Consider the following 21,907-nt stretch of genomic DNA (forward strand, 5'->3'; position numbering starts at 1 on the left):
TGGCCCGCCAGGCGGGTGAGGCCGGACGGGTCAGGGGCGGGCGGGTGACGGCGGGCGGGTTAGCTGGGTAGGCGGGGGCCGGCTTCGCGCTGCGCGGCGAGCCAGGTCTCCACCTCGTCGGAGGTGCGGGGCAGGCCGGCCGACAGGTTCACCGCGCCGGTCGCGGTGACCAGCACGTCGTCCTCGATCCGGATGCCCACACCGCGCAGCTCGGCGGGGACCAGCTCGTCCTCCGGCTGGAAGTACAGGCCGGGCTCGACGGTGAGCACGTAGCCCTCGCCCAGCGCGCCGTCGCGGTACGTCTCCTTGCGGGCGTTGGAGCAGTCGTGCACGTCGATGCCGAGCATGTGGCCGAAGCCGTGCAGCGTCCACCGCCGGTAGACGGTCGACTTCTCGTCCATCGCCTCGTCCACGCTCACCGGCAGCAGGCCCAACTCGGCCAGCCCCTCGGCGAGCACCCGCATGCAGGTCAGGTGGACGTCCTTGAACGTCACCCCGGGGCGGATGGCCTCGATGCCGGCCTGCTGCGAGGCGTACACGATGTCGTAGACCTGGCGCTGCAGCGCGGTGAACCGGCCGCTCACCGGCAGGACCCGGGTCACGTCGGCGGTGTAGAGGTTGTGGCCCTCGACACCCATGTCCATCAGCAGCAGGTCACCCGGTCGGGTGGCGCCGTGGTTGTGCACCCAGTGCAGGATCGTGGCGTGTTCGCCGGCACCGACGATCGAGCTGTACCCGACGTCGTTGCCGTCGTGGCGGGCCCGCAGCGCGAAGACGCCCTCCAGCAGCCGCTCGGAGACCGCCCGGTCGGCCGGCAGGATCCGGGCCACGTCCTCGAAGCCGCGCACGGTGGCGTCGATCGCGTCCTGGAGTTGGCCGATCTCCCACTCGTCCTTGACCAGCTTCATCTCCGAGATGGCGATCGCCAGCTCCCGCTCCCGGGCGGGCTGGCCCTCGGCGCGGGGCCCGTCGTAGGGGCGGACGGCCGCGTCCACCTGGGCGTCGAAACCGCGCAGCACCCGGGTACGCCCCGGAGCCAGGTCGGCGAGCGTCGCCTCCAGGCCGGTCAGGTCGGCGGTGGGCAGGCCCAGCTCGGTCGACTTCTCGCCGAGGGTGTGCCGTCGGCCCACCCACAGCTCGCCGTTGCGGCTGCGGAAGAACTCGTCGGTCTCCCGGGAGGACCGGGGCCGCATGTACAGCGTCGCGTCGTGCCCCGAGCCGTTCGGGCGCAGCACCAGCACGCTGTCGGCGTCGTGGTCGCCGGTCAGGTAGGCGAAGTCGCTGCCCGGCCGGAACGGGTAGTCGGTGTCGTTGGCCCGGACCTTCTCGGTGCCGGTGGGGATCACCAGCGTCTCGCCGGGGAAGGCCGCCGAGAGGGCCGCCCGCCGCTTGGCGTAGTTGGGCGTCTCCGGCCGGGGCGTCACGGGGAGCGCGGTGTCGCGCCAGCCCTGCCGCATGAAGGACAGGAACGCCTCCGGGAAGTCCGGATCGTGCGATTCCGTACCGTCCGTCGGCGTACCGTCGGTCTGTCCCTCGGTCATTGCGCCGCTCCCTCCGCTTCGTTGCTGGTCCCGACGGTACCGCGCGTCCGGTTGGCGGTAACGCCCCCTGTGAGTCGGGCGGATCGACGGACGGCTGCAAGGGCCGACAGGGCGCGTGGAAAGATGGCCACCATGTGCGGACTTCTGGCCTTCTTCAGCGCGAACGGCAACGCCGCCGCGCATCGCGACCACATCGCCGGAGCGTTGGAATGCCTGCACCACCGCGGCCCCGACGAGACCGGGGTCGAGGTGGTCGGCGACGCCTCCGGCCGGTACGCGGACGGCGTGTTCGCCCACAAGCGGCTGGCCATCATCGACGTCGCGTCGAGCCACGAGCCACTGCCCTACGCGAACGGCCGTTACCTGCTGACCTTCAACGGTGAGATCTACAACTACATCGAGCTGCGCGAGGAGTTGATCAGGAACTTCGGTGCCCAGTTCGCCACCGCCGGTGACGGCGAGGTGATCGTCGCGGGCTACCACTTCTGGGGTGAGCAGGTGCTCACCCGACTGCGGGGCATGTTCGCCTTCGTCATCTGGGACCGGCAGGAGCGCCGGGCGTTCGGTGCCCGCGACTACTTCGGCATCAAGCCGATGCACTACCTGGAGACTGCCGACGGCCTCTACCTGGCCTCGGAGAAGAAGGCGCTGTTGCCGTTCGCGCACAGCAACTACCAGGGCGACGCGGGCGTCGACACGGCGAACCTGAGCCACTACCTGACCCTGCAGTACGTTCCCGAGCCCGGCACCCTGCACAAGGGCATCAGCCGGATCGGCTCCGGGGAGTACCTGAACTGGACCCCGGGCGGCCGGATCGACGTACGCCGGTGGTACCGGCCGGTGTTCCGGCCGGCGCCTGTCGACGACGAGCAGAAGCTCTACCACGAGATCCGCGAGACGCTGCGGGAGAGCGTGCGCATGCACATGCGCTCCGACGTGCCGGTCGGCTCGTTCCTGTCCAGCGGCATCGACTCCACAGCGGTGGTGGCGTTGGCACGGGAGTTCAACCCGAACATCCTCACCTTCACCGTCGGCTACGACGTGCCGGGTTACTCGGAGATCGACGTCGCCCAGGAGTCGGCCCGGCACCTCGACGTCACGACGATCCCCACCAAGATCGGTCCGCAGGACATGATCGACGCGCTGCCGAAGATCGTCTGGCACCTGGACGACCCGGTGGCCGACCCGGCGCTGGTGCCGCTCTACTTCGTGGCGAAGAAGGCCGCCGAGCACGTCACGGTGGTGCTCTCCGGTGAGGGCGCGGACGAGTTCTTCGGCGGTTACACGATCTACCGGGAGCCGCTGTCGCTGGGCACCGTCAACGGCCTGCCCGGCGGTGTGCAGAAGGGGCTGCGCGCGGTCTCCAAGGCGATCCCGCAGGGGGTCAAGGGCAAGAGCTTCCTGGAGCGCGGCACCACCCCGATCGAGGAGCGTTACTACGGCAACGCCCGGATGTTCACCGAGGAGGAGAAGCAGCACCTGATGCGCCGCTACGACCCCTCGGTGCGCTACACGGACGTCACCGCCCCGATCTACGCCGAGTGCACGGAGCTCGACGACGTCACCAAGATGCAGTACGTCGACCTCTACACCTGGCTGCGCGGCGACATCCTGGTCAAGGCCGACCGGATCTCGATGTCGCACTCGCTGGAGGTGCGGGTGCCGTTCCTCGACCGTGAGGTCTTCGACGTCGCGGCGAAGATCCCGGTCGACCTGAAGCTGCCGCCGCGCTCCGACGCCACCAAGTACGCGATGCGTCAGGCGTTGCAGGGTGTCGTGCCGCCGGCCATCGTCAACCGCAAGAAGCTGGGCTTCCCGACCCCCACCCGGGTCTGGCTGCGCGGCGAGATGTACGAGTGGGCCCGGCACGTGCTCAGCACCTCGGGCGCGGGCGACCTGCTCGACCTGTCGTACGCGCTGCGGCTGCTCGACGAGCACAAGCGGGAGGAGGCCGACCACTCCCGCAAGGTGTGGACGGTGCTGATCTTCTGCATCTGGCACGCGATCTTCGTGGCCAAGACCCTCGACCCGGGTATCCAGCGCAACCAGTCCGCACTGCTCACAAAGCCGGTGGTCGGCTCCATGGTCCGCTGACCCTGCTGCCCCACCCTGTTGATCAAGAGGTTTGCGTCATCCGGAGCGGTTCCGGTGACGCAAACCTCTTGATCATTTCAGGGTGTTGGTGGTGCGGTGGTGGTGGTTAGCGGCGGGCGCAGGTGACCGTGGGGAGTCCGTTGGTTCCTGTGGAGCTCGCCAGGAAGCCGAACGTCGTGGTGCCATTCGGTGCGACAGTGCCGTTGTAACCGACGTTCGTCGCCGTCACCGTCGAGCCGGACGACGACTGTGTGGCGCCCCAGATCTGACTGATCGACTGTCCGTTGGGCCAGGTCCAGCTCGCGGTCCAACCGGCGAACGGCGTACTGCCGTGGTTCATGATCGTGACCTCGCCCTGGAAGCCACCCTGCCAGGTGCTGGACACCTTGTAGGTGGCCATGCAGTCACCGCCGGACGGCGGCGGGGTGGTCGGGTCGGTCGGCGGATCCGTGGGGTCGGTCGGCGGGTCGGTCGGGTCGGTCGGCGGGTCGGTCGGGTCGGTCGGCGTACCACCCGGACCCACGCCGGTGACCTGGCCGCTGCCGCCGTCGAAGGTCACGTCGGAGCAGCCGAAGAAGTTCTCCTGCGAGTCCGAGCGGACCCAGCGGGAGTAGATGATGTGCCGGCCACTCTTGCCCGACGGCAGGTTGCCGCTGAAGTAGTAGTGGCCGTCGTTGCTGCCGACCGACCCGCGCTGCGGCGGGTTGGTCACCGTGAGGAACGGCTCCTCCAGGTCACTCCACGCCAGGGCTCGGGTCGGGCTCCAGCTGTTCTTCGTCACGTAGAAGTAGAACGTGCCCGGGTGGTGCGCCCAGTTGCTGTACTTGAAGTCCAACCGCGCCCCGGCGGTCAGGTGGGTCAGCGGCCAGTCGGTGCGCGGCAGGTCGTAGCCGCGGTAACCGGTGTTGCCACCGCTGCACAGTTGCCCGTCCGGGATGAAGCCGGTGGTCCGGCCACCAGCGTCGGAGCGCAGCACGCTGAACCAGTTGTACAGCGAGTTCGCCCCGCTCTGCGCCACGGCGGCGGAACACGCGGGGTTGTTCGGCTTGATCTCACCGGTCTGGCTGCGGCCGTCCTGCCAGCACAGGTAGGTGCGGCTGCCCGGCGTCATCGCCGCGCCGTGCGCGGCGGCCGGCTGCGGATTGGCCGCCAGGGCGACAGCGCCCAGCGCCAGGGTCACGGCCGCAGTGAGCACTGTGGCCATACGGGAACGGTTCACGGGTTCTCCTGACTCGCGAGGGGCGCTGGCTGAGCCGCCCCGCCGCAATCGGGTGGGATGTGGCGTGATCGCCCCGCTGTCGTGAGCGGTGCGACGATCACGGCGACGTGCCCCGGCGGAAACAGCCAGTGGACGTGCGCCGTCGACGGTCCTGTCCTGGACCGGTGCCCTCGCGTCTAACCAACCCGGCAACCGGCGGCGCCGCAGCCCTCGCACCGCCCGGTATGCGTCATCCCACCACGCCCCAGGGGCCGAGCGCAATAGGGCTTCCTCGATGCGTGAGAAGCCCCGCCGGTCGCCGCTGGACGCCATATCCTGCCTACGGGGAGCGGGAACGGAGAGGCGGCAGCCGGTGCCGGACGTGTTCGACGAGGTGCACCGCCGCTGCCGCGACGGCGAGCCGGTCGCGCTGGCAACCGTGGTGGCGACCTGGCACTCCGCCCCGCAGCCACCCGGCGCCGCCATGGTCGTCGCGACCGACGGCACGGTCGTCGGCAGCGTCTCCGGCGGCTGCGTCGAGGCGGATCTCTACGAACGGGCCCGCCGGGTGCTCGACACCGGCCAACCCGAGCTGCGCCGCTACGGGATCAGCGACGACGACGCGTACACCGTGGGCCTGACCTGCGGCGGCATCCTCGACGTGTTCGTGGAACGCGTCGACGCGAGCAGCCTGCCGGCACTGGACGTGGTCGCCACCGCCCGCCACGGCGGCCACCCGGCGGCAATCATCACCTGCGTGGCCGCCGACGCCAACGCCCCACCCGCCGACGCCAACGCCCCACCCGCCGACGCCGACGATCCAGCCCTCGACGCCAACGCCCCAGCCGTCGGCGGCGGTATTCCTTCCGGCACCGGGACGAACGATCCGGCCCGGCGGCTTGGCCGGCGGCTGGTGCTGACCGGCCAGCGGTCCGTCGGCTCGCTCGGCGACGACCGGCTCGACGACGCCGCCGGCGCCGACGCCCTCGGGCTGCTCGCCGCCGGGCGCAGCGGGATGCTCCGGTACGGGTACCACGGGCAGCGCCGGGGTGCCGGCCTCAGCCTCTTCGTGACCGCGTACGCCACCCCACCCCGGATGATCGTCTTCGGGGCGATCGACTTCGCCGCGGCGGTGGCCCGGATCGGCGTGTTCCTCGGCTACCGGGTCACCGTCTGCGACGCCCGGCCGGTCTTCGCCACCGCGCGGCGCTTTCCCGAGGCGGACGAGGTGGTGGCGCAGTGGCCGCACCGCTACCTGCGTACGGAGTTGGCGGCCGGTCGGCTCGACGAGCGGACGGTGGTGTGCGTGCTCACCCACGACCCGAAGTTCGACGTGCCGTTGCTGGAGCTGGCGCTTCGCCACCGGTTGGCGTTCGTCGGCGCGATGGGCTCACGGCGCACCCACGACGAGCGACACAAGCTGCTGAGCGAGGCGGGGCTCAGCCGGGACCAACTCGCCCGGCTCGCCTCCCCGATCGGGTTGGACCTCGGTGGTCGTACCCCGGAGGAGACCGCCGTGAGTGTGGCCGCGCAGATCGTCGCGGCCCGGTGGGGTGGCACCGGCCGCCCCCTCGCGGCGCTCGACGGACCGCTGCACCGGCCGGGGTAGCGCGGCGGCCGTGCGCGGCCTTCGGCGCCCATCTGGCCGCGCGTTGTGCCAGCCTGGTGCCACGGCGATCGGCTCGGCGAGCAGCGGTCGGTGGCGACGACGAGAGGATCGGCATGGGATACGCGGTGGTGCTCGGCGAGGCGCTCGTCGACCTGCTCGACGGTGAGCTCGACGGGGAGCGGGTCTACCGGCAGGCCATCGGCGGCGGGCCGCTCAACGTCGCCGTCGGGGTGGCCCGGCTTGGCGGTGCGGCGCAGTTCGTCGGCTCGCTCGGTGACGACGCGCTGGGCGGCCGGATCAGCGCGTTCCTCACCGCTGCCGACGTCGGGGTGGCCGGTGCGATCACGGTGCCGGCGCCGACCACGCTCGCGGTGGTCACGTACGCCGGGCCGGAGCCGGACTTCCGCTTCTACGGCGAGCCGCCCTCCTACGCGCTGCTCGGCCCCGACGATCTGGACCTGGCGCTGCTGGAGGGCGCCGACGTGCTCTACTGCGGCTCGATCGTGCTGCTCCAACCCGGCACGCTGGCCGCCGCCCGACGTGCCTGGTCGCTCGCCCCCGGCCTGCGGGTCTTCGACCCGAACGTACGTCCCCGGCTGCTGAACGGGCCGGCCGCGCTGGAGGGGCTGCGCGAGGTGGTGGCCGAGTTCGCCGCCGGCGCGCACCTGGTCAAGCTGAGCGCCGCCGACGCGGTGCTGCTCTATCCCGGTGAGCCGGTCGAAGGGGTGGCGGCGTACCTGCGTGAGCTGGGGGCGGGCACGGTGGTGGTGACGCTCGGCGCGGCCGGCGCGGTGCTGGCCGCCGCCGAGGCAGACCCGGTCCGGGTGCCGGCGCCCAAGGTCAACGCGATCGACGCCACCGGCGCGGGTGACTCGGTGATGGCCGCGCTGATCGCCGACCTGCTCCTCGACGGCGAGCCGGAGAGCCCGTCGGGCTGGGCCGACCGGGTCGCCTTCGCGCTGCGGGTGGCCGGCCTGGTCTGCGAATCGCCTGGCGGCGCCACCGCCATGCCCACCCGCGCCGCCGTGCAAAGGCGCTTCAACACCTGATCCCCGCGCCGATCTTGCACTTTCGGTTGTTGATTGGTCAGCCTTTGCTCATTTTGGCCCCGCAGAACGTGCAAGATCACGGCTTGGGTTGACCTCGGGGTTTTGTGAGCGTTAACATCGACGACGCACGATGGATATGTGGGCGTCGTCGGGGAGGCTCTGATGCGTGTGGTTCTGGTACCTCTGGCGTTCCGCCGCGTCGCGGCCCTGCTGGTGATGCTTCTCGTGGCTGCCGGGATGGTCGTCGCCGACCCGCCCGAGCGGGCGGTCGCGTGGGACAACGGGGTAGCCGACACCCCGCCGATGGGGTGGAACAGCTACGACTCGTTCAACTGGAGTGTTACCGAGGCCGACGTCCGGGCCAACGCCGACTACATGGGCACCAACCTGCGGCAGTTCGGCTGGGAGTACGTGGTGATCGACTGGGCCTGGTACTACCCCGGTCAGCACAACAACAGCCCCAACCAGAACGCGAACCTGCAACCCCGGCTCCGAATGGACGCCAACGGACGGCTGCTGCCGGACACCACCCGGTTCCCGTCCGCCGCCGGTGACAACGGATTCAAGCCCCTGGCCGACTACGTCCACGGAAAGGGGCTGAAGTTCGGCGTCCACCTGATGCGCGGCATTCCCCGCCAGGCGGTCGCCGACAACGTCCCGATCCTCGGCACCACCTGCCGCGCCAACCAGATCAACAACACCACCACCGCGAACTGGCTCAACCTGATGTGGGGCCTGAACATGTCCAACCCCTGCGCGCAGACCTACCTGGACTCGATGTTCCAGTTGCTGGCGTCCTGGGGGGTCGACTACGTGAAGGTGGACGACATCGCCGCCCCGACGTACCGGCAGTCGGAGGTCGAGGGGTACCGCCTTGCCATCCAGCGCAGCGGCCGACCGATGGTGCTGAGCCTGTCACCCGGCCCGACCTCGGTGGCCAACGGCGCACACGTTCAGGCCAACGCGCACATGTGGCGGATCGTCAACGACCTGTGGGACAACTGGTCGTCCGTGGACGCGCTCTTCGACCAACTGCGCAACTGGACCCCGTACCGCACCACCGGCGCCTGGCCCGACGCCGACATGATCCCGATCGGCCGGCTCTCCAAGTACGGGCCGGTCGGGTCGCCGCGATACTCCAACCTGACCTCCGACGAGCAGCGCACCCTGATGTCGCTCTGGGCGATCAACCGGGCGCCGCTGATGTGGGGCGGCAACCTGGTCGAGAACCGCGCCGCTGAGCTGGCGTTGATGACAAACGCCGCGGTCATCGGAGTCAACCAGAACAGCGCGAACAACCGCCAGCTCTACGGCGGCAGCCAGCAGGTGTGGACCGCCGACGTGCCGGGCAGCGACGATCGGTACGTCGCCCTGTTCAACCGCAACAGCAGCGCGGCGCAGGTGTCGGTGAACCTCGCCGACCTCGGGATCGGGGCGGCCGCCGTGACCGACCTGTGGTCCGGTGCGGCCCTCGGCACGGTGACCGGCACCCTCACCCGGTCGCTCCCCGCCCACGGCTCCGGGCTGTACCGGTTGGCCCCGGACACCACAGTGCCGGTCCCGACCACGTACACCCTCGCCGCGCGGCACAGCGGCAAGCTGCTGGACGTGTACAACAACGCGACCACCGACGGCGCCGAGATGGTGCAGTGGGCCGCGAACGGTCAGCCCAACCAGCGGTGGCGCTTCCAGGACGCCGGTGGGGGTTACCAGACGGTGGTCAGCGTGCACAGCGGCAAGTGCCTCGACGTCAACGGCGGCGCGACCGCGACCGCCGACGGTGCCCGGGTGATCCAGTGGAGCTGCAACGGCGGCACCAACCAGCAGTGGCGCGTACAGGATCTCGGCTCGGGGTACGTGCAACTCGTCGCACGGCACTCCGGCAAATGCCTGGAGGTGCTCAACGCCGCCACCACCGACGGCGCCCGCCTCGCGCAGTGGACGTGTGGCACCGGCACCCACCAGCAGTGGCGGCGTGCCTCGGCGTAGACGACCGGCTCAGCCCTCGCCGTTGAGTTCGAGGTAGCCGCGGTGGGCGGCGACCAGGGCGGGACGGGCGCCGAAGGGAGCCTCGGCGGCCACCCGCTCCGGCGGGGCGCTGCCGGTGTGCCCGGCCCGGATCAGCCAGGCCAGCTTCGCCAGCTCCGCGTGCTGGGCCCGGACGAAGTCGACGTCCACCGGGTCGCCGTGGCCCGGGATGACCACCGTGCGCGCGGTGGTCAGTCGCAGCAGGTCCGCGACCGCGTCCGGCCACCGCAGAGGGTACGAGTCCTCGAAGGCGGGCGGGCCGCTCTGCTCCACCAGGTCCCCGGCGACCAACACGTCGACGTCCGGCACGTGCACCACCAGGTCGGCCTCGGTGTGCCCCCGCCCGGGGTGTCGCAGCAGCACCCGTCGACCGCCCAGGTCGAGGACCGTCTCGACGTGCACGGTGTGCGTCGGGGCGAGCAGCGGGGTGTCGGCCAGCTCGGCGGCGAGCGCCGGGTGCTCGGTGCGCAACTCCTCGTACGCCTCCCGGCGCAGCCGCTCCGGCTCCTCGCGCAGGGCGGCGGCGGCCAGCTCGTGCGCGTACACCGGGCGGGGTGGGTCGCCGGCCAGGACTGCGTTGCCGAAGCAGTGGTCGTAGTGGTGGTGGGTGTTGACGAGCGTCAACGGACGGTCGGTGAGCGCCCGGACGGCCGCGGCCAGCTCGGTGGCCTGGGCGGCCGACGAGAGCGTGTCCACCAGTAGCGCCTCGTCGTCACCGACGACAAGTGTGACGTTGACCCGCAGCAGCGGCTCGGCCAGCACGTGCACCCGGTCGGCCACCTCGACGAAACCGGCGTTCACGACACCCGCCCGGCGCGCTCGACGAAGCGTCCGCGGTCGACCATGATCCGGTCCACCCGGCCCCGGGCCACCGTCTGGTCGCCGTCGCTGACCGTGACCTCGAACGACAGCCGGCGACCGTCGACGGTCGCCAGCAGCGCCTGCGCGCGGACCGTCCGGCCGACCACGGTCGGCGCCAGGTGCTCCAACTCGACCCGGGTGCCCACGGTCGTCGAACCGGGCGGCATCCCGGTCGCCGTCGCCGCGACGGTGGCCGCCTCGACGAGCGCCAGCACCCGGGGAGTGCCCAGCACCGGTACGTCCCCGGAACCGACCGCCTGGGCGGTGTCCGCGTCGGTGACGGTCAACTCGACCTGGGCGGTCAGGCCCGGCGCGAAGGCCGGCTCGGGCTGCTCCTGCATGGTCGTCAGCCTAGGTGCTCGCCGGACGCGTCGAGCACGCGCCCGACGATCCGGGCGCACCCGGCCCCGACGACCAACGGGTGGTCCCCGTCCGTCGATGCCGTCCCCGTCGTTAACCTTGACCCCGATGGCCGTCGTGACTGACCCCCAGCCCCCCGCCCGGACCGACCCGCCCGCGTCCCCGGACGGGGGTCGTCGGCGCGTCGTCGCCATGGCCGTCTGGGCGGTCGCCTTCGTCGCCGCGTGGCTGGCCATCGGGTTGCCCACCGACCCGGCGTACGCCTTCGTCTGGATCTGGCTCGCGACCATCGCGTGGAACAGCGAACGGCCGTGGCGCAGCCACCTGCGCTTCGCCCGGGACTGGGTGCCTGTGGTGCTGCTCTTCGTGGTCTACAACCTCTCGCGGGGGTTCGCCGACAACGGGGCCACGCCGCACGCGATGGAGCTGATCGTCGCCGACCGGTTCATGTTCGGCTGGGCCACCGGCGGTGAGGTGCCCACCGTCTGGTTGCAGCAGCACCTCTACCGCCCGCAGGTGCACTGGTGGGATGTCGCGGCGAGCTGGGTGTACTTCTCCCACTTCGTGGTGGCGCTGACCGCCGCCGCGGTGCTCTGGCTGCGCGACAGGCACCGCTGGGCCGCGTACATGCGGCGCTGGGGTTTCCTCTGCGCGGCCGGTCTGGTCACCTACTTCATCTACCCGGCCGCCCCGCCCTGGTGGGCGGCGCAGAACGGCCTGCTCACCGAGGTCGCCCGGATCTCGACCCGGGGTTGGAAGGCGTTCGGCATGCACGGCGCCGGCAACGTCCTCAACGCCGGCCAGATCGCCTCCAACCCGGTCGCCGCGATGCCGTCGCTGCACACCGCGTGGGCGCTGTTCGTGGTGCTGTTCTTCCTGACCGCCACGCGTCGTCGGTGGTGGCCCCTGCTGCTCGCGTACCCGCTGGCGATGACCTTCACCCTGGTCTACTCGGGCGAGCACTACGTGATCGACGTGCTGGTCGGGTGGGCGTACGTGGGGCTGACGTTCCTGGTGGTCGGTCTGGCCGAGCGCGGCTGGGTGAAGTGGCGGGCCCGCCACCCGAGCGCGAAGTCGGGACAGGCCACGGAACCCCCACCGAAGCCCACCGACCCCGCGCCCGGCGAGCCCCCGACACCACGGGAACCGGACACCACCACCCACCCCGCGATCCCCGCCGACCGCTAGGTTTCGCCTCGCGGATCATGCGGGTCGCTCGTGCTGACCCGAAGCTGGTGGTCAGCGCAGCACGGGGCCGTCGGGTGGTAGCGACCGCGCCTCGGGCTTGTGGCGACGGGCGAGGTGAATGATGCCGGTCACGGTGGCAGCGAGCACCGTGATGAGGATTGCCAGTGGCAGCGGCTGACCGTCGAAGTGCCGCATCGCCGTGTTGGAGAGCAGCGGGTCGGGGATGAGCCATCCGGCGACGAAGCCGGCGAGCCCGACGCCGATGATGACGGCGGGCCGGTGGCGGCGGACCGCGCAGGCGGCTCCGACAGCGACGGTGCTGGCGGTGAGGATCCCGATGACCGTCGGCACGGCCTCGGGAATGGAGACGCCATGGCGTCCCCACTCTCCGGTGCCTTTCCAGGCGAGGATCCCGAGCGGGACGAGGGCCCACCAGAACAGGCGCGGTCGGGGCGCGGTCCACCGCTCGCGGGCGGCGACCACGAGCAGGACGAGGGTGAGGACCGGTGGGGCGTACGAGAACAGTTGTTGGCCGGGGCTGATTCCCATGCCGGCGCCGTTGAGCACGTCGACGACGAGCCAACCCAGGGTGAGCGTCAGGAACATTGCGTGCAGGGTCAGGGCGGTCCGGGGTGCGCCGCACAGCCAGGCGATCAGCGGTGCGAGGGGCAGCAGGCCGAGGAGGGCCAGCTGCGGCCAGCTGGCGATGATGGCCGGCATGTCGGTGGCGAGGACGGCGCCGGTGAACAGGTCCAGGGTGTGACCGGCGGGCTGGGTGCCGGCGGCGACGAGCAGTGCACTGAGCCCGGTGGTGAGCGCCGTGGCGGTGACGGGCGTGGTGAGTCGCAGCCGGATCGCCAGGGCGATGATGTTCAGTGTCTCGTGCCGGCTCGGGTGTTGGCGGCCGTGGTCGAGGTCCAGCAGCAGTCCGAGCAGTTCCTCGCCGCGGGCGGCGCGGTGCGTGGCTGGCAGCAGGCGCAGCAGCCGTCGATACCGTCGTTCCAGCGGGCTCATGTCCGGGCTCATCCGATGGCCCCGAGACGCGGGGCGTTGCGGGCGGCCCGCTTGTTGAGGCGCTCCTCGGCGAGCCGGACCGCGGTGGCCATCCGCAGGCTCTCCGCGCGGATGGCGTCCGCCCCCGAGTCGGTCAACTTGTAGAAACGGCGCAGCCTGCCGTTCTCCACCTCGTCGTGGTCGGGGGCGATGAGCCCTTGGGTGACGAGGCGGTCGAGGGCCCCGTAGAGGGTGCCCGCGCGTAACTGGATCCGGCCGTTGGTCATCTCGGCGACCTCCGTCACCACGGCGTAGCCGTGCCGTGGTTGGTCGGCGAGGGCGGAGAGGATCAGAAGAGTCTGCTCACTAATGCCCATGCCCTATATATATCGCCCCACGATACATACCGCAAGGTTTCAAGCGTTGATCATGAAGTTATTGCCCCGACACGCCGCGCGGGAGGGCAATAACTTCATGATCAACGAGGGGGGTGGGGGGTGCGGGCGTTCTGCGCTCTTGTGGTCAGGTCGGCTGCCAGGGCCCAGGCCTCGGCCAGGTCGCGGTCCTGGGCGGTGGCGCCGGAGCCACCCGCGGTGTCCGCGTAGACGGTCGCCAAACCCAGACGGCGCTGGACGGGCCCCTGGACCACTCGCACGCTCTGGATCCGGGCGTACGGCACGATCACCAACTGCCGGGTGAGCCGCCCAGACCGGGTCGCGAACACCCGCTCGAACAGCCCCGCGCCGAACGCGGCACGGCCCAGTGGGTGCAGCCAACGGGTCCGGCGCGGTGGCGGGCTCAGCGCGAGCGCGTCGAGGCGTACCCCCGGAAGCACCTCGGCGACGATCATCGTCGCCGTCGGCAGGTCGCCGACCGGCAGCAGCCGGTCGGGCCGGTTGCGGTCGTCGGCCTCCGCGACGGAGTAGCCGGCCACCTCCAGCCGCAGCCGCAGCCAACCCTTCATCCGCCACAGCAACGGCCAGGTGGCCCGCACGGTCTGCACCCGCTCCAGCGGCACGGTCTGCGCCCGTGTCTCCAACAGGCCGTTGTGCACCCGCAGCGTGCCGCCGTCGCGGGCCAGCCGGAAGTTCCAGTCGTCGAGGACCCGGCGGATCGGTTGCAGCAGCACACCCGCCATCGCGGTCAAAGTGCTCGCCACCGCGACGAACGACCACGACCCGGCGGTGAGGAACTGCACCACGACGAACGCCACACCGAACGGGAGCAGGAACGCCTGCGGGGTGAGCAGTTGGCTGATCAGCAGGTTCTGGTTGCGTACCGCGTGCAGTGGCCGGCCCGGCACGGCCGCCGACGGCGCCGTCGCACCCGGGGCCACCGGGGCCGCGTCGCCGGGCGCGGGCAGCTGCGCCACCCGCCCGGCCAGCGCCAGCAGACGCCCGCGCAGCAGAGCCGCGTCGGCCACCCCGAGGTACGCCAGCGGCGCCTCGGTCTTGCCTCCGCCGACCACCTCCAGGCGCAGCTCGGCCAGACCGGTGAGTTGGGCGAGCAGGGGTCGGACCACCTCCACGGCCTGCAACCGTTCCAACGGGATGGCCCGGGTGCGCCGCCAGAGCAGCCCTTCGTACACCCGCAGTTCCCGGCCCACGACGTGGTAGCCGGTGTTGTACCAGCTGATCACCGACAGCACTGTCGCGCCGAGCGCCAGCACCGCCACCATGGCGGCGAACCAGCCGAAGCCCACCCGAGACAGCGTCGACCAGGACAGCCCGGCGATCACCACGACCAGGGACTTGGCGCCGTGCAGCACCGGGCTGAGCGGATGCAGTCGCTGGCGGGGCTCGCCCTCGCCGCCGCCCGGTGGTGCCACCCACGGCGCGGGCGCTCCCGGCGGCACCGGCCCAGGCGGTGCCGCGCCGGCAGGTGCCTGGCCGACGGGCGACGCCGGACCCGGTGGTGTCGGACCGGTGGGTGGCACGGTGCTCGGCTCGGCGGGCCCGTCGCTCATCGGAGCGGCCCTCGGCGCGGTCGACGGCTGCCCGCGCGGGCGCTCACAGGGCAGCCTTTCGTTCGCGACTGCGGGGCTCGCGACCCCGGCTCACTCCTCGCGCTCACAGGCCCGCTTTTCGTTCGCGACTGCGGGGCTCGCGACCCCGGCTCACTCCTCGCGCTCACAGGGCCGCTTTTCGTTCGCGACTGCGGGGCTCGCGACCCCGGCTCACTCCTCGCGCTCACAGGCCCTCCGCCCGGTCCTCGCCGAGCGCGGTGAGCCGATCGCGCAGCCGGGACGCCTCCGCCGGACGCAGCCCGGGCACCCGGGCGTCGCTCGCCGCCGCAGCGGTGTGCAACTGCACGGTGGCCAGGTCGAAGGCACGCTCCAACGGCCCGGCGCTCACGTCGACGAACTGCATCCGCGAGTACGGCACGATGGAGAGCCGGCGGACCAGCAGCCCGTGGCGGACCAGCAGGTCGTTCTCCCGCTCGGCGTACCCCCAGGCGTGCACCGCACGGACGATCGCGACGGCCCGCCACGCGCCGAGCACCAGCACGACGGCGACGGCGAGCCCGAACAGCCAGTGGCCGCTGAACGCCCAGCCGACCCCCGTCACCGCCAGCCCGATGGCGACCACGATCGCCAGCCGGATCAGCTCCACCCAGATCAGGTCGGTGGAGATCGGCTGCCAGGTGACCGTGTCGGGCCAGGGCTCCAGCGGACCCCGGCCACCCGGCGCGGCCGTCAACAGAGCGCCGGGGTCGGACGCCCCGGGCCCGGGGTCGGGAGGCAGGAGGCCGGGGGCCGGTAGGTCGGGTGCCCGCTGGTCGGCGGCGGGCGGCGGCTGACCGGGCGGCAGTGCGCCCGGTGGCAGCGGGGCGGGCGTCGAGACGTCCGGCGCGGCGGGTTCCGGGCCGAGCGTGCCGGGTGCCGGGAACGCCCCGGGCGGCGGCTCGACGCCCGGTGGTGGGGTGGCCGGGGTGGGCGGCCAGGACGGGGAGGTGGGGCCGGGGGAAGCCGGAGGGTCGCCGCTCACAGGTCGAGCGTAGGCGATCCGGGCACCGGAGTGACGGCACGCAGGAAGCCTCGAGCGTCCAGGAAGTCACCGAGGCTGCCCCGGTGCTGGGCGCACGCCAACCAGGTCTTGCGCCGATCGGCGTCGTGCAGACGGGGATTGTTCCACTCCAGCGCCCAGACGGCGGCGGACCGGCAGCCCCGGGCCGAACAGACCAGGGCCTCGTCGGCGGGGGAGGGGATGCTCATCCCGGCCAGTCTAGGGCCGCGGGATGGAGAGGTTGAGCGCCGGGCGACCACGGGGGGAGCCGCCCGGCGACGGGGTGAATCGTACACGCGACGGGCCGGTCCGCGCATACCCGCGATGCGCGATTCGGCTGCTGGGGACGGCGCGGCCAAAATCGGCTTCTCCCCACCTCGACACTCAGCAAGGCGTGCGAGTCTTGATACCGCACGAGCCGCGACGACCGAGAAACGCTGTGGAGGACCGGTGGCCCAGCCGACCATGCCCGACGCCCCGACGCCGAACGGAGCGGCACCTGCGCCGGTGACCACACCGGCCCAGGACGCCACCCTGCTGGAGAAGGCGCTGTTCGAGATCAAACGTGTGATCGTCGGGCAGGACCGGATGGTGGAGCGGATGTTCGTCGCGCTGCTCGCCCGCGGTCACTGCCTGCTCGAAGGCGTGCCCGGGGTGGCCAAGACGCTGGCGGTGGAGACCCTCGCCAAGGTCGTCGGCGGGTCCTTCGCCCGGGTGCAGTTCACCCCGGATCTGGTGCCCGCCGACATCATGGGCACCCGGATCTACCGGCAGTCGAGCGAGAAGTTCGACGTCGAGCTGGGCCCGGTGTTCGTCAACTTCCTGCTCGCCGACGAGATCAACCGCGCGCCGGCGAAGGTGCAGTCCGCGCTGCTGGAGGTGATGAGCGAGCGGCAGGTGTCCATCGGCGGGGAGAGTCACCGGGTGCCCGACCCGTTCCTGGTGATGGCCACCCAGAACCCGATCGAGCAGGAGGGCGTCTACCCGCTGCCGGAGGCGCAGCGGGACCGGTTCCTCATGAAGATCGTGGTGGGCTACCCGACCGACGCGGAGGAACGGGAGATCGTCTACCGGATGGGCGTGACCGCGCCCGAGCCGAGCGCGGTGTTCGACACCCCGGAGCTGATCGCCCTGCAACGCAAGGCGGACCAGGTATTCGTCCACAACGCCCTGGTCGACTACGCGGTCCGGTTGGTGCTGGCCACCCGTGCCCCGGCCGAGCACGGCATGCCCGACGTGGCGCAGCTGATCCAGTACGGTGCCAGCCCGCGTGCCTCGCTGGGTCTGGTCCGGGCGACCCGGGCCCTGGCGCTGCTGCGCGGGCGTGACTACGCGCTGCCGCAGGACGTGCAGGACATCGCACCGGACATCCTGCGGCACCGGTTGGTGCTCAGCTACGACGCGCTCGCCGACGACGTGCCCGCCGACCACATCGTGCAGCGGGTGATGTCGACGATCCCGCTCCCGGCGGTCGCTCCCCGGCAGCAGGCCACCCCGCCGTCGATCGCGCCGCCGCCCGGCGCCGGCTGGCCCGGGCAGCGGCCGTGACCTCACCCACCCCTCGTCCGGCCCCTCTCGCCGACCGCAGCGAAGCCGTCCTGTCCCGGCTTCAACTGCTCGTCACCCGCAAGCTCGACGGTCTGCTCCAGGGCGACTACGCCGGCCTGCTGCCCGGACCGGGCAGTGAGGCGGGGGAGTCCCGGGAGTACCGCCCCGGCGACGACGTGCGCCGGATGGACTGGCCGGTCACGGCGCGGACCACCACGCCGCACGTGCGGCGTACGGTGGCCGACCGGGAGCTGGAGACCTGGCTCGCACTGGACCTCTCCGCCAGCCTGGACTTCGGGACGGGGCAGTGGCTCAAGCGGGAGGTCGTGGTGGCCGCCGCAGCCGCCATCACCCACCTGACCGTGCGCGGGGGTAACCGGATCGGCGCCGTGATCGGCACCGGCGGCGGGGCGTCCGCTCCGGCCCGACGGTGGCGCGGCGGACCACCGCCGGTCGGGCCCGGGGTGCTCACCCGGCTGCCGGCCCGCTCCGGGCGCAAGGAGGCGCAGGGTCTGCTGCGTGCCGTCGCCGGCACCGCCATCCAGCCCGGCCGTGGTGATCTGGGGGCCCTGATCGAGATGCTCAACCGTCCGCCCCGCCGTCGCGGGGTGGCCGTGGTGGTCTCGGACTTCCTCGCGCCTGCCGAGCAGTGGGCGCGGCCGATGCGCAAGCTGCGCGTCCGTCACGACGTGTTGGCGATCGAGGTGGTCGACCCGCGTGAGCTGGAGTTGCCCGACGTGGGCGTGTTGCCGGTGGTCGACCCGGAGAGCGGCGAGCTGCACGAGGTGCAGACCGCCGACCCGCGGCTGCGGCAGCGCTACGCCGAGGCCGCCACCGCCCAACGGGCCACGATCGCCGCCGCCCTGCGCGGCGCCGGCGCGGCCCACCTGCGTCTGCGTACCGACCGAGACTGGCTGCTGGACATGGTGCGATTCGTGGCCGCGCAGCGGCACGCGCGCACCAGGGGGACGACACGATGATCCGTTTTCTGCAACCGTGGTGGCTGCTGGCCGTGCTGCCGGTGTTCGCCCTCGCCGCGTTCTACGTCTGGCGGCAGCTGCACCGCCGGGCGTACGCGATGCGGTTCACCAATGTGGACCTGCTGCGTACGGTGGCACCGAAGGGCCTGGGCTGGCGTCGGCACGTCCCGGCGACCGCGTTCCTGCTCTGCCTGCTGGTGCTGGCCACCGCGTTGGCCCGTCCCGCGGTGGACACCAAGGAGCCGTTGGAGCGGGCCACCGTGATGCTCGCCATCGACGTGTCGCTGTCGATGCAGGCCGACGACGTGGCGCCGAACCGGTTGGAGGCGGCGCAGGAGGCGGCCAAGCAGTTCGTCAGTGAGCTGCCGGAGAGCTACAACCTGGGCCTCGTGTCGTTCGCCAAGGCGGCCAACGTGCTGGTGCCGCCGGGCAAGGACCGGGACGCGGTGACCAGCGCCATCGACGGGCTGGTGCTGGCCGAGGCGACCGCGACCGGCGAGGCGGTGTTCACCTGCCTGGAGGCGATCCGGTCGGTGCCGGCCGACGGCGCGGCGGGCATCCCGCCGGCCCGGATCGTGCTGCTCTCCGACGGTTTCCGGACGTCCGGCCGGGCGGTGGAGGAGGCGGCTGCTGCCGCGCAGGCCGCCAACGTTCCGGTCTCCACAATCGCCTTCGGCACCGACACCGGTCAGGTCGACATCGGCGGGCAGTTGCAGCGGGTGCCGGTCGACCGGTCGGCGCTCGCCGAGCTGGCCGAGACCACCGAGGGCTACTTCTACGAGGCGGCGTCGGTGAGCGAGCTGAAGCAGGTCTACCAGGACATGGGCAGCTCGATCGGGTTCCGCACCGAGCCGCGTGAGGTGACCCAGTGGTATGCCGGGGTGGCGTTGCTGCTGGCGCTCTGCGCGGGCGCGTTCAGTCTGCTCTGGTCGTCCCGGATGTTGTGAGCCGTTGTGCCGGCGGCGGTCAGTGACCGCCGCCGGCGAGCACGAAGACGATGGCCACCCAGACGGCGGCGAGGGTGAAGCCCAGCGGGGCGACGTAGCGGCTCATGGACGGCTCCGGGTGGCGGCTGGACGGTCCGCGTGCGGGGGCGGACCGCAGGGGGTGGGGACGCGCACACGAAGTCGTGACCGGGCGGCTCCCGGCGACCGCCCGGGATCGGGCGGCGCGGCACACTCACCTCGGCAGGTGCCGACGTGGTGGGGAGCGGAGCGGGGTCAGCTCACCAGACTGAGTCGTGGCTCAGCGGGACTGACCATCGGCCCGGCCACGACTGGGAGGATCGCTATCTCGCACAGCGATCACCTCCTGCAAGTCGGGCCGGCCGGAACGTCGATGATCGTACACCTGCGGTGTCGACGGAACGCACTCGGCCGACCGGTCGGCGACCCCTCCACCGCGCGGTCGGCGACGCGGTCCCGGCTGACCGATCCGCACGACCGTGACCAGCACCGCAGCGAGCAGCGGCAGCCAGCAGCAGCGTGCCAGCACCCAGCCCAGGTCGTCCGGGGTGGTGTGCAACCCGGGCAGGGTCAGCCCGCTGCGGGCGGTGAGCGCGGTCACCGCCACCAGGACCGGCTGGTGCCACAGGTAGATCCGCACCGCGGAGCGGTTCACAGCGGTCACCGCCCGGGCCGGCAGCGGCCGGGTCAGCAGCCGGTGCAGCGCCGGCCGCGCCAACAGACCCAGCCCGACCTGGGTGACCGCCAACGCCACGACCAGCAACGACGGCGGGTTCAGGTTGGACACCCCGGCCCCGGGCACGCCGACCGCGCTCACCGGATAGCCCAGCGCCAGCAGCGCCGCCAGCGCGACCGCCCCACCGGCCGCCAACGCGCCACCCGCCCGCCGGCCGTCCAGCCGCCCGTCGGCGTGCGCCACACCCAGCAGGTACGGCACCGACCAGGCCACCAGCACGGTGACCGGGGGCAGGTCGGTGCCCGCCGGCAGCAGCCGGACGGCCAGGTCGGCCACGGCGACCAGAGCCACCGCAGGTGTCCCGCACCGCGCCACCCCCCAGCGGCGTACGGCGGCGCGCAGCGGGCCGGTCACCGCGACCAGGATCACCAGCGGAAGCAGGAACCACAGCGGGCTGACGGCGAGCCGCAGCGCGACGGCGAGCGTGTCGTCCGAGGTGCCGAAAACGGTGGCGGCGAGCAGGACGGCGGCCCCCACGCCGAGCAGCGCCACCGTGGGCAGCAGCAGCCGACGCAGCCGACCGGCCACCCAACCGCCCGCACCGCCCCGGTAGCGGGCCAGTGACCGGGTCGAGCCGAACCCGGCGGTGAAGAAGAACAACCCGAGCGTCTGCAACACCCAGGTCAGCGGGGCCAGGTCGGGCAGGGCGGTCAGGGGACTGGCCTGGTGCAGCCCGCCGTCGCCGCTCAGCACCAACCCGGTGACCAGCCAGTGCCCCAGCACCACCCCGCCGATGGCGTACGCCCGCAGCGCGTCGACCGCGCGGTCCCGGTTCACCTGGCGTCCCCGATCCGGTCGGCGTCGACGCTGCCCGACACGACCGCCGCCACCGCGACAAGCGCGGCGCTGCCCGGCGCGAGGTAACCGTCGTGCCCCGCCACCCCGCCTACCGGCAGGGGGCGGGCGCCGAACGCCGGGTCGCCGGGTCGCCGGCCGAAGCCCAGGCCGGGCAGCCGCACCGGGGGTACCCGACGGATCCAGTCGCTCGGCGCCTCGGCCGCCCAGAACCGCCGCCCGCCGGGCAGGTCGTCGGCGCGCTGCACTCCGGCGCCGACGCCACCGAGGCTGACCACGTCGGTGACCTGCGTCGGGGCCTTCGCCGCCGCCAGTGCCACCACCAACGCCCCGTAGCTGTGCCCGATCAGCGTGACCGTCGCCGCCGGACGCCGCCGGGCCAGCTCCCGCAGCAGCGTGACCAGCCCGGCCGCGCCGCGCCGGGCGCTGACGCCACCGGCGGCGGTCAACACCCCGTCGGGCGGGTCGTAGCCGAGCCAGGCCAGCACCGCGACCCGCGCCGCCGGGTCGGTCGCCCGCAGCTCCCGGTAGAGCTGCCCGGCCTGCACCGACGGCGCCCGCCGGGCCACCCCGCCCAACCCCCTGTCGAAGTCGGCGAGCGTGGTGCCGACGCCCGGCACCAGCACCGCGATCCGGTCCGCGTCGGCAAGGTCGCCGAGCACCTCGACCGCGCGGCCGTCACCGCGCTGGTCGAACAGCAGGAACCGGCGTCCGTCGGCCGCCCAGTCCGCGTACGGGGGGCCGGCCGCGCGCATCGCCGCCGCCGTCACCGGGTACGCCTCGACGAACCCCGCCGCCGTGGCCGGCTCGGGTCGGGTCGGCAGGACCAGGTTCACGCCGAGCAGCGCGGCCATCGCCACCCGGCTGGCACCTCGTCGTCGCATCATGTTCTCCCTCCGGAATGTCGTCCGGAGGGAGAGTGCGCCCCGGGGCGGGGCCCGGTCGTCGTGCCGGAGA

General features: G+C 72.4%; 19 protein-coding genes. 8 read left to right on the plus strand and 11 right to left on the minus strand.

Going from position 1 to position 21,907, the window contains the following annotated elements:
• Positions 1-59: 59 nt before the first annotated feature.
• On the minus strand, positions 60-1,541 hold the full coding sequence (locus tag ACLQ3B_RS03540; protein WP_425777265.1) for an aminopeptidase P family protein: 1,482 nt from the start codon (positions 1,539-1,541) through the stop codon (positions 60-62).
• 132 nt (positions 1,542-1,673) lie between these two features.
• Between ACLQ3B_RS03540 and asnB the strand changes: the two genes are divergently transcribed.
• Positions 1,674-3,635, plus strand: a complete 1,962-nt coding sequence (asnB, locus tag ACLQ3B_RS03545) for an asparagine synthase (glutamine-hydrolyzing) (protein WP_088951893.1) — start codon at positions 1,674-1,676, stop codon at positions 3,633-3,635.
• A 106-nt stretch (positions 3,636-3,741) separates the two neighbouring features.
• Here asnB and ACLQ3B_RS03550 read toward each other — a convergent pair whose 3' ends face one another.
• The gene (locus tag ACLQ3B_RS03550; protein WP_425778025.1) at positions 3,742-4,839 is read right to left on the minus strand and encodes a lytic polysaccharide monooxygenase; all 1,098 of its coding nucleotides are present in this window, start codon (positions 4,837-4,839) and stop codon (positions 3,742-3,744) included.
• A gap of 289 nt (positions 4,840-5,128) precedes the next feature.
• On the opposite strand from ACLQ3B_RS03550, the gene ACLQ3B_RS03555 reads away from it, so the two are divergent.
• The 3 genes from ACLQ3B_RS03555 to ACLQ3B_RS03565 all read left to right on the plus strand — a co-directional run bounded on the left by ACLQ3B_RS03555 (position 5,129) and on the right by ACLQ3B_RS03565 (position 9,480).
• Positions 5,129-6,442, plus strand: coding sequence for an XdhC family protein (locus ACLQ3B_RS03555; protein WP_425777267.1), 1,314 nt, complete (start codon positions 5,129-5,131; stop codon positions 6,440-6,442).
• A 113-nt stretch (positions 6,443-6,555) separates the two neighbouring features.
• A complete protein-coding gene (locus tag ACLQ3B_RS03560) occupies positions 6,556-7,491 on the plus strand; it encodes a PfkB family carbohydrate kinase (RefSeq protein ID WP_425777268.1) in 936 nt (311 codons plus the stop codon).
• A gap of 162 nt (positions 7,492-7,653) precedes the next feature.
• On the plus strand, positions 7,654-9,480 hold the full coding sequence (locus tag ACLQ3B_RS03565) for an alpha-galactosidase (protein ID WP_425777269.1): 1,827 nt from the start codon (positions 7,654-7,656) through the stop codon (positions 9,478-9,480).
• 9 nt (positions 9,481-9,489) lie between these two features.
• Here ACLQ3B_RS03565 and ACLQ3B_RS03570 read toward each other — a convergent pair whose 3' ends face one another.
• Together ACLQ3B_RS03570 and ACLQ3B_RS03575 are read right to left on the minus strand one after the other, a co-directional pair.
• A complete protein-coding gene (locus ACLQ3B_RS03570; RefSeq protein ID WP_425777270.1) occupies positions 9,490-10,320 on the minus strand; it encodes an MBL fold metallo-hydrolase in 831 nt (276 codons plus the stop codon).
• Positions 10,317-10,721 carry a thioesterase family protein gene (locus ACLQ3B_RS03575; RefSeq protein ID WP_425777272.1) on the minus strand — a complete coding sequence of 135 codons (405 nt, stop codon included), beginning with the start codon at positions 10,719-10,721 and terminating at the stop codon, positions 10,317-10,319. The genes ACLQ3B_RS03570 and ACLQ3B_RS03575 overlap by 4 nt, the downstream gene beginning before the upstream one ends.
• A 127-nt stretch (positions 10,722-10,848) precedes the next feature.
• Here ACLQ3B_RS03575 and ACLQ3B_RS03580 point away from each other — a divergent pair, with 127 nt between their 5' ends.
• Positions 10,849-11,928, plus strand: coding sequence for a phosphatase PAP2 family protein (locus ACLQ3B_RS03580; protein WP_425777274.1), 1,080 nt, complete (start codon positions 10,849-10,851; stop codon positions 11,926-11,928).
• A gap of 51 nt (positions 11,929-11,979) precedes the next feature.
• Here ACLQ3B_RS03580 and ACLQ3B_RS03585 read toward each other — a convergent pair whose 3' ends face one another.
• From ACLQ3B_RS03585 to ACLQ3B_RS03605, 5 genes are all read right to left on the minus strand, one after another.
• On the minus strand, positions 11,980-12,942 hold the full coding sequence (locus ACLQ3B_RS03585; RefSeq protein WP_425777276.1) for a hypothetical protein: 963 nt from the start codon (positions 12,940-12,942) through the stop codon (positions 11,980-11,982).
• An 8-nt stretch (positions 12,943-12,950) separates the two neighbouring features.
• Positions 12,951-13,298 carry a PadR family transcriptional regulator gene (locus tag ACLQ3B_RS03590; protein WP_425777278.1) on the minus strand — a complete coding sequence of 116 codons (348 nt, stop codon included), beginning with the start codon at positions 13,296-13,298 and terminating at the stop codon, positions 12,951-12,953.
• Between the two features lie 101 nt (positions 13,299-13,399).
• A complete protein-coding gene (locus ACLQ3B_RS03595) occupies positions 13,400-14,887 on the minus strand; it encodes a PH domain-containing protein (RefSeq protein ID WP_425777280.1) in 1,488 nt (495 codons plus the stop codon).
• Between the two features lie 223 nt (positions 14,888-15,110).
• Positions 15,111-15,623: a PH domain-containing protein gene (locus ACLQ3B_RS03600; RefSeq protein WP_425778027.1), complete on the minus strand. Its 513-nt coding sequence runs from the start codon at positions 15,621-15,623 to the stop codon at positions 15,111-15,113.
• Positions 15,624-15,904: 281 nt separating this feature from the next.
• Positions 15,905-16,135: a hypothetical protein gene (locus tag ACLQ3B_RS03605; RefSeq protein ID WP_238682140.1), complete on the minus strand. Its 231-nt coding sequence runs from the start codon at positions 16,133-16,135 to the stop codon at positions 15,905-15,907.
• A 241-nt stretch (positions 16,136-16,376) separates the two neighbouring features.
• On the opposite strand from ACLQ3B_RS03605, the gene ACLQ3B_RS03610 reads away from it, so the two are divergent.
• Genes ACLQ3B_RS03610 through ACLQ3B_RS03620 form a run of 3 tightly spaced genes read left to right on the plus strand, consistent with a single transcriptional unit; the run spans position 16,377 to position 19,401 of the window.
• Positions 16,377-17,474, plus strand: a complete 1,098-nt coding sequence (locus ACLQ3B_RS03610) for an AAA family ATPase (protein WP_425777282.1) — start codon at positions 16,377-16,379, stop codon at positions 17,472-17,474.
• Positions 17,453-18,454 carry a DUF58 domain-containing protein gene (locus ACLQ3B_RS03615; protein WP_425778029.1) on the plus strand — a complete coding sequence of 334 codons (1,002 nt, stop codon included), beginning with the start codon at positions 17,453-17,455 and terminating at the stop codon, positions 18,452-18,454. Before ACLQ3B_RS03610 ends, ACLQ3B_RS03615 begins: the two co-directional genes overlap by 22 nt.
• A complete protein-coding gene (locus ACLQ3B_RS03620; protein ID WP_210821612.1) occupies positions 18,451-19,401 on the plus strand; it encodes a VWA domain-containing protein in 951 nt (316 codons plus the stop codon). Before ACLQ3B_RS03615 ends, ACLQ3B_RS03620 begins: the two co-directional genes overlap by 4 nt.
• 298 nt (positions 19,402-19,699) lie before the next feature.
• Here ACLQ3B_RS03620 and ACLQ3B_RS03625 read toward each other — a convergent pair whose 3' ends face one another.
• Positions 19,700-20,932 (minus strand): acyltransferase family protein, encoded by a 1,233-nt coding sequence (locus ACLQ3B_RS03625; protein ID WP_425777285.1) that lies wholly within the window; start codon positions 20,930-20,932, stop codon positions 19,700-19,702.
• Positions 20,929-21,834 (minus strand): alpha/beta hydrolase, encoded by a 906-nt coding sequence (locus tag ACLQ3B_RS03630; protein ID WP_425777286.1) that lies wholly within the window; start codon positions 21,832-21,834, stop codon positions 20,929-20,931. The genes ACLQ3B_RS03625 and ACLQ3B_RS03630 overlap by 4 nt, the downstream gene beginning before the upstream one ends.
• Between the last annotated feature and the right edge of the window lie 73 nt (positions 21,835-21,907).

Origin of the sequence: Micromonospora sp. DT53 (assembly GCF_049841535.1) — a bacterium.
Lineage (GTDB): Bacteria > Actinomycetota > Actinomycetes > Mycobacteriales > Micromonosporaceae > Micromonospora.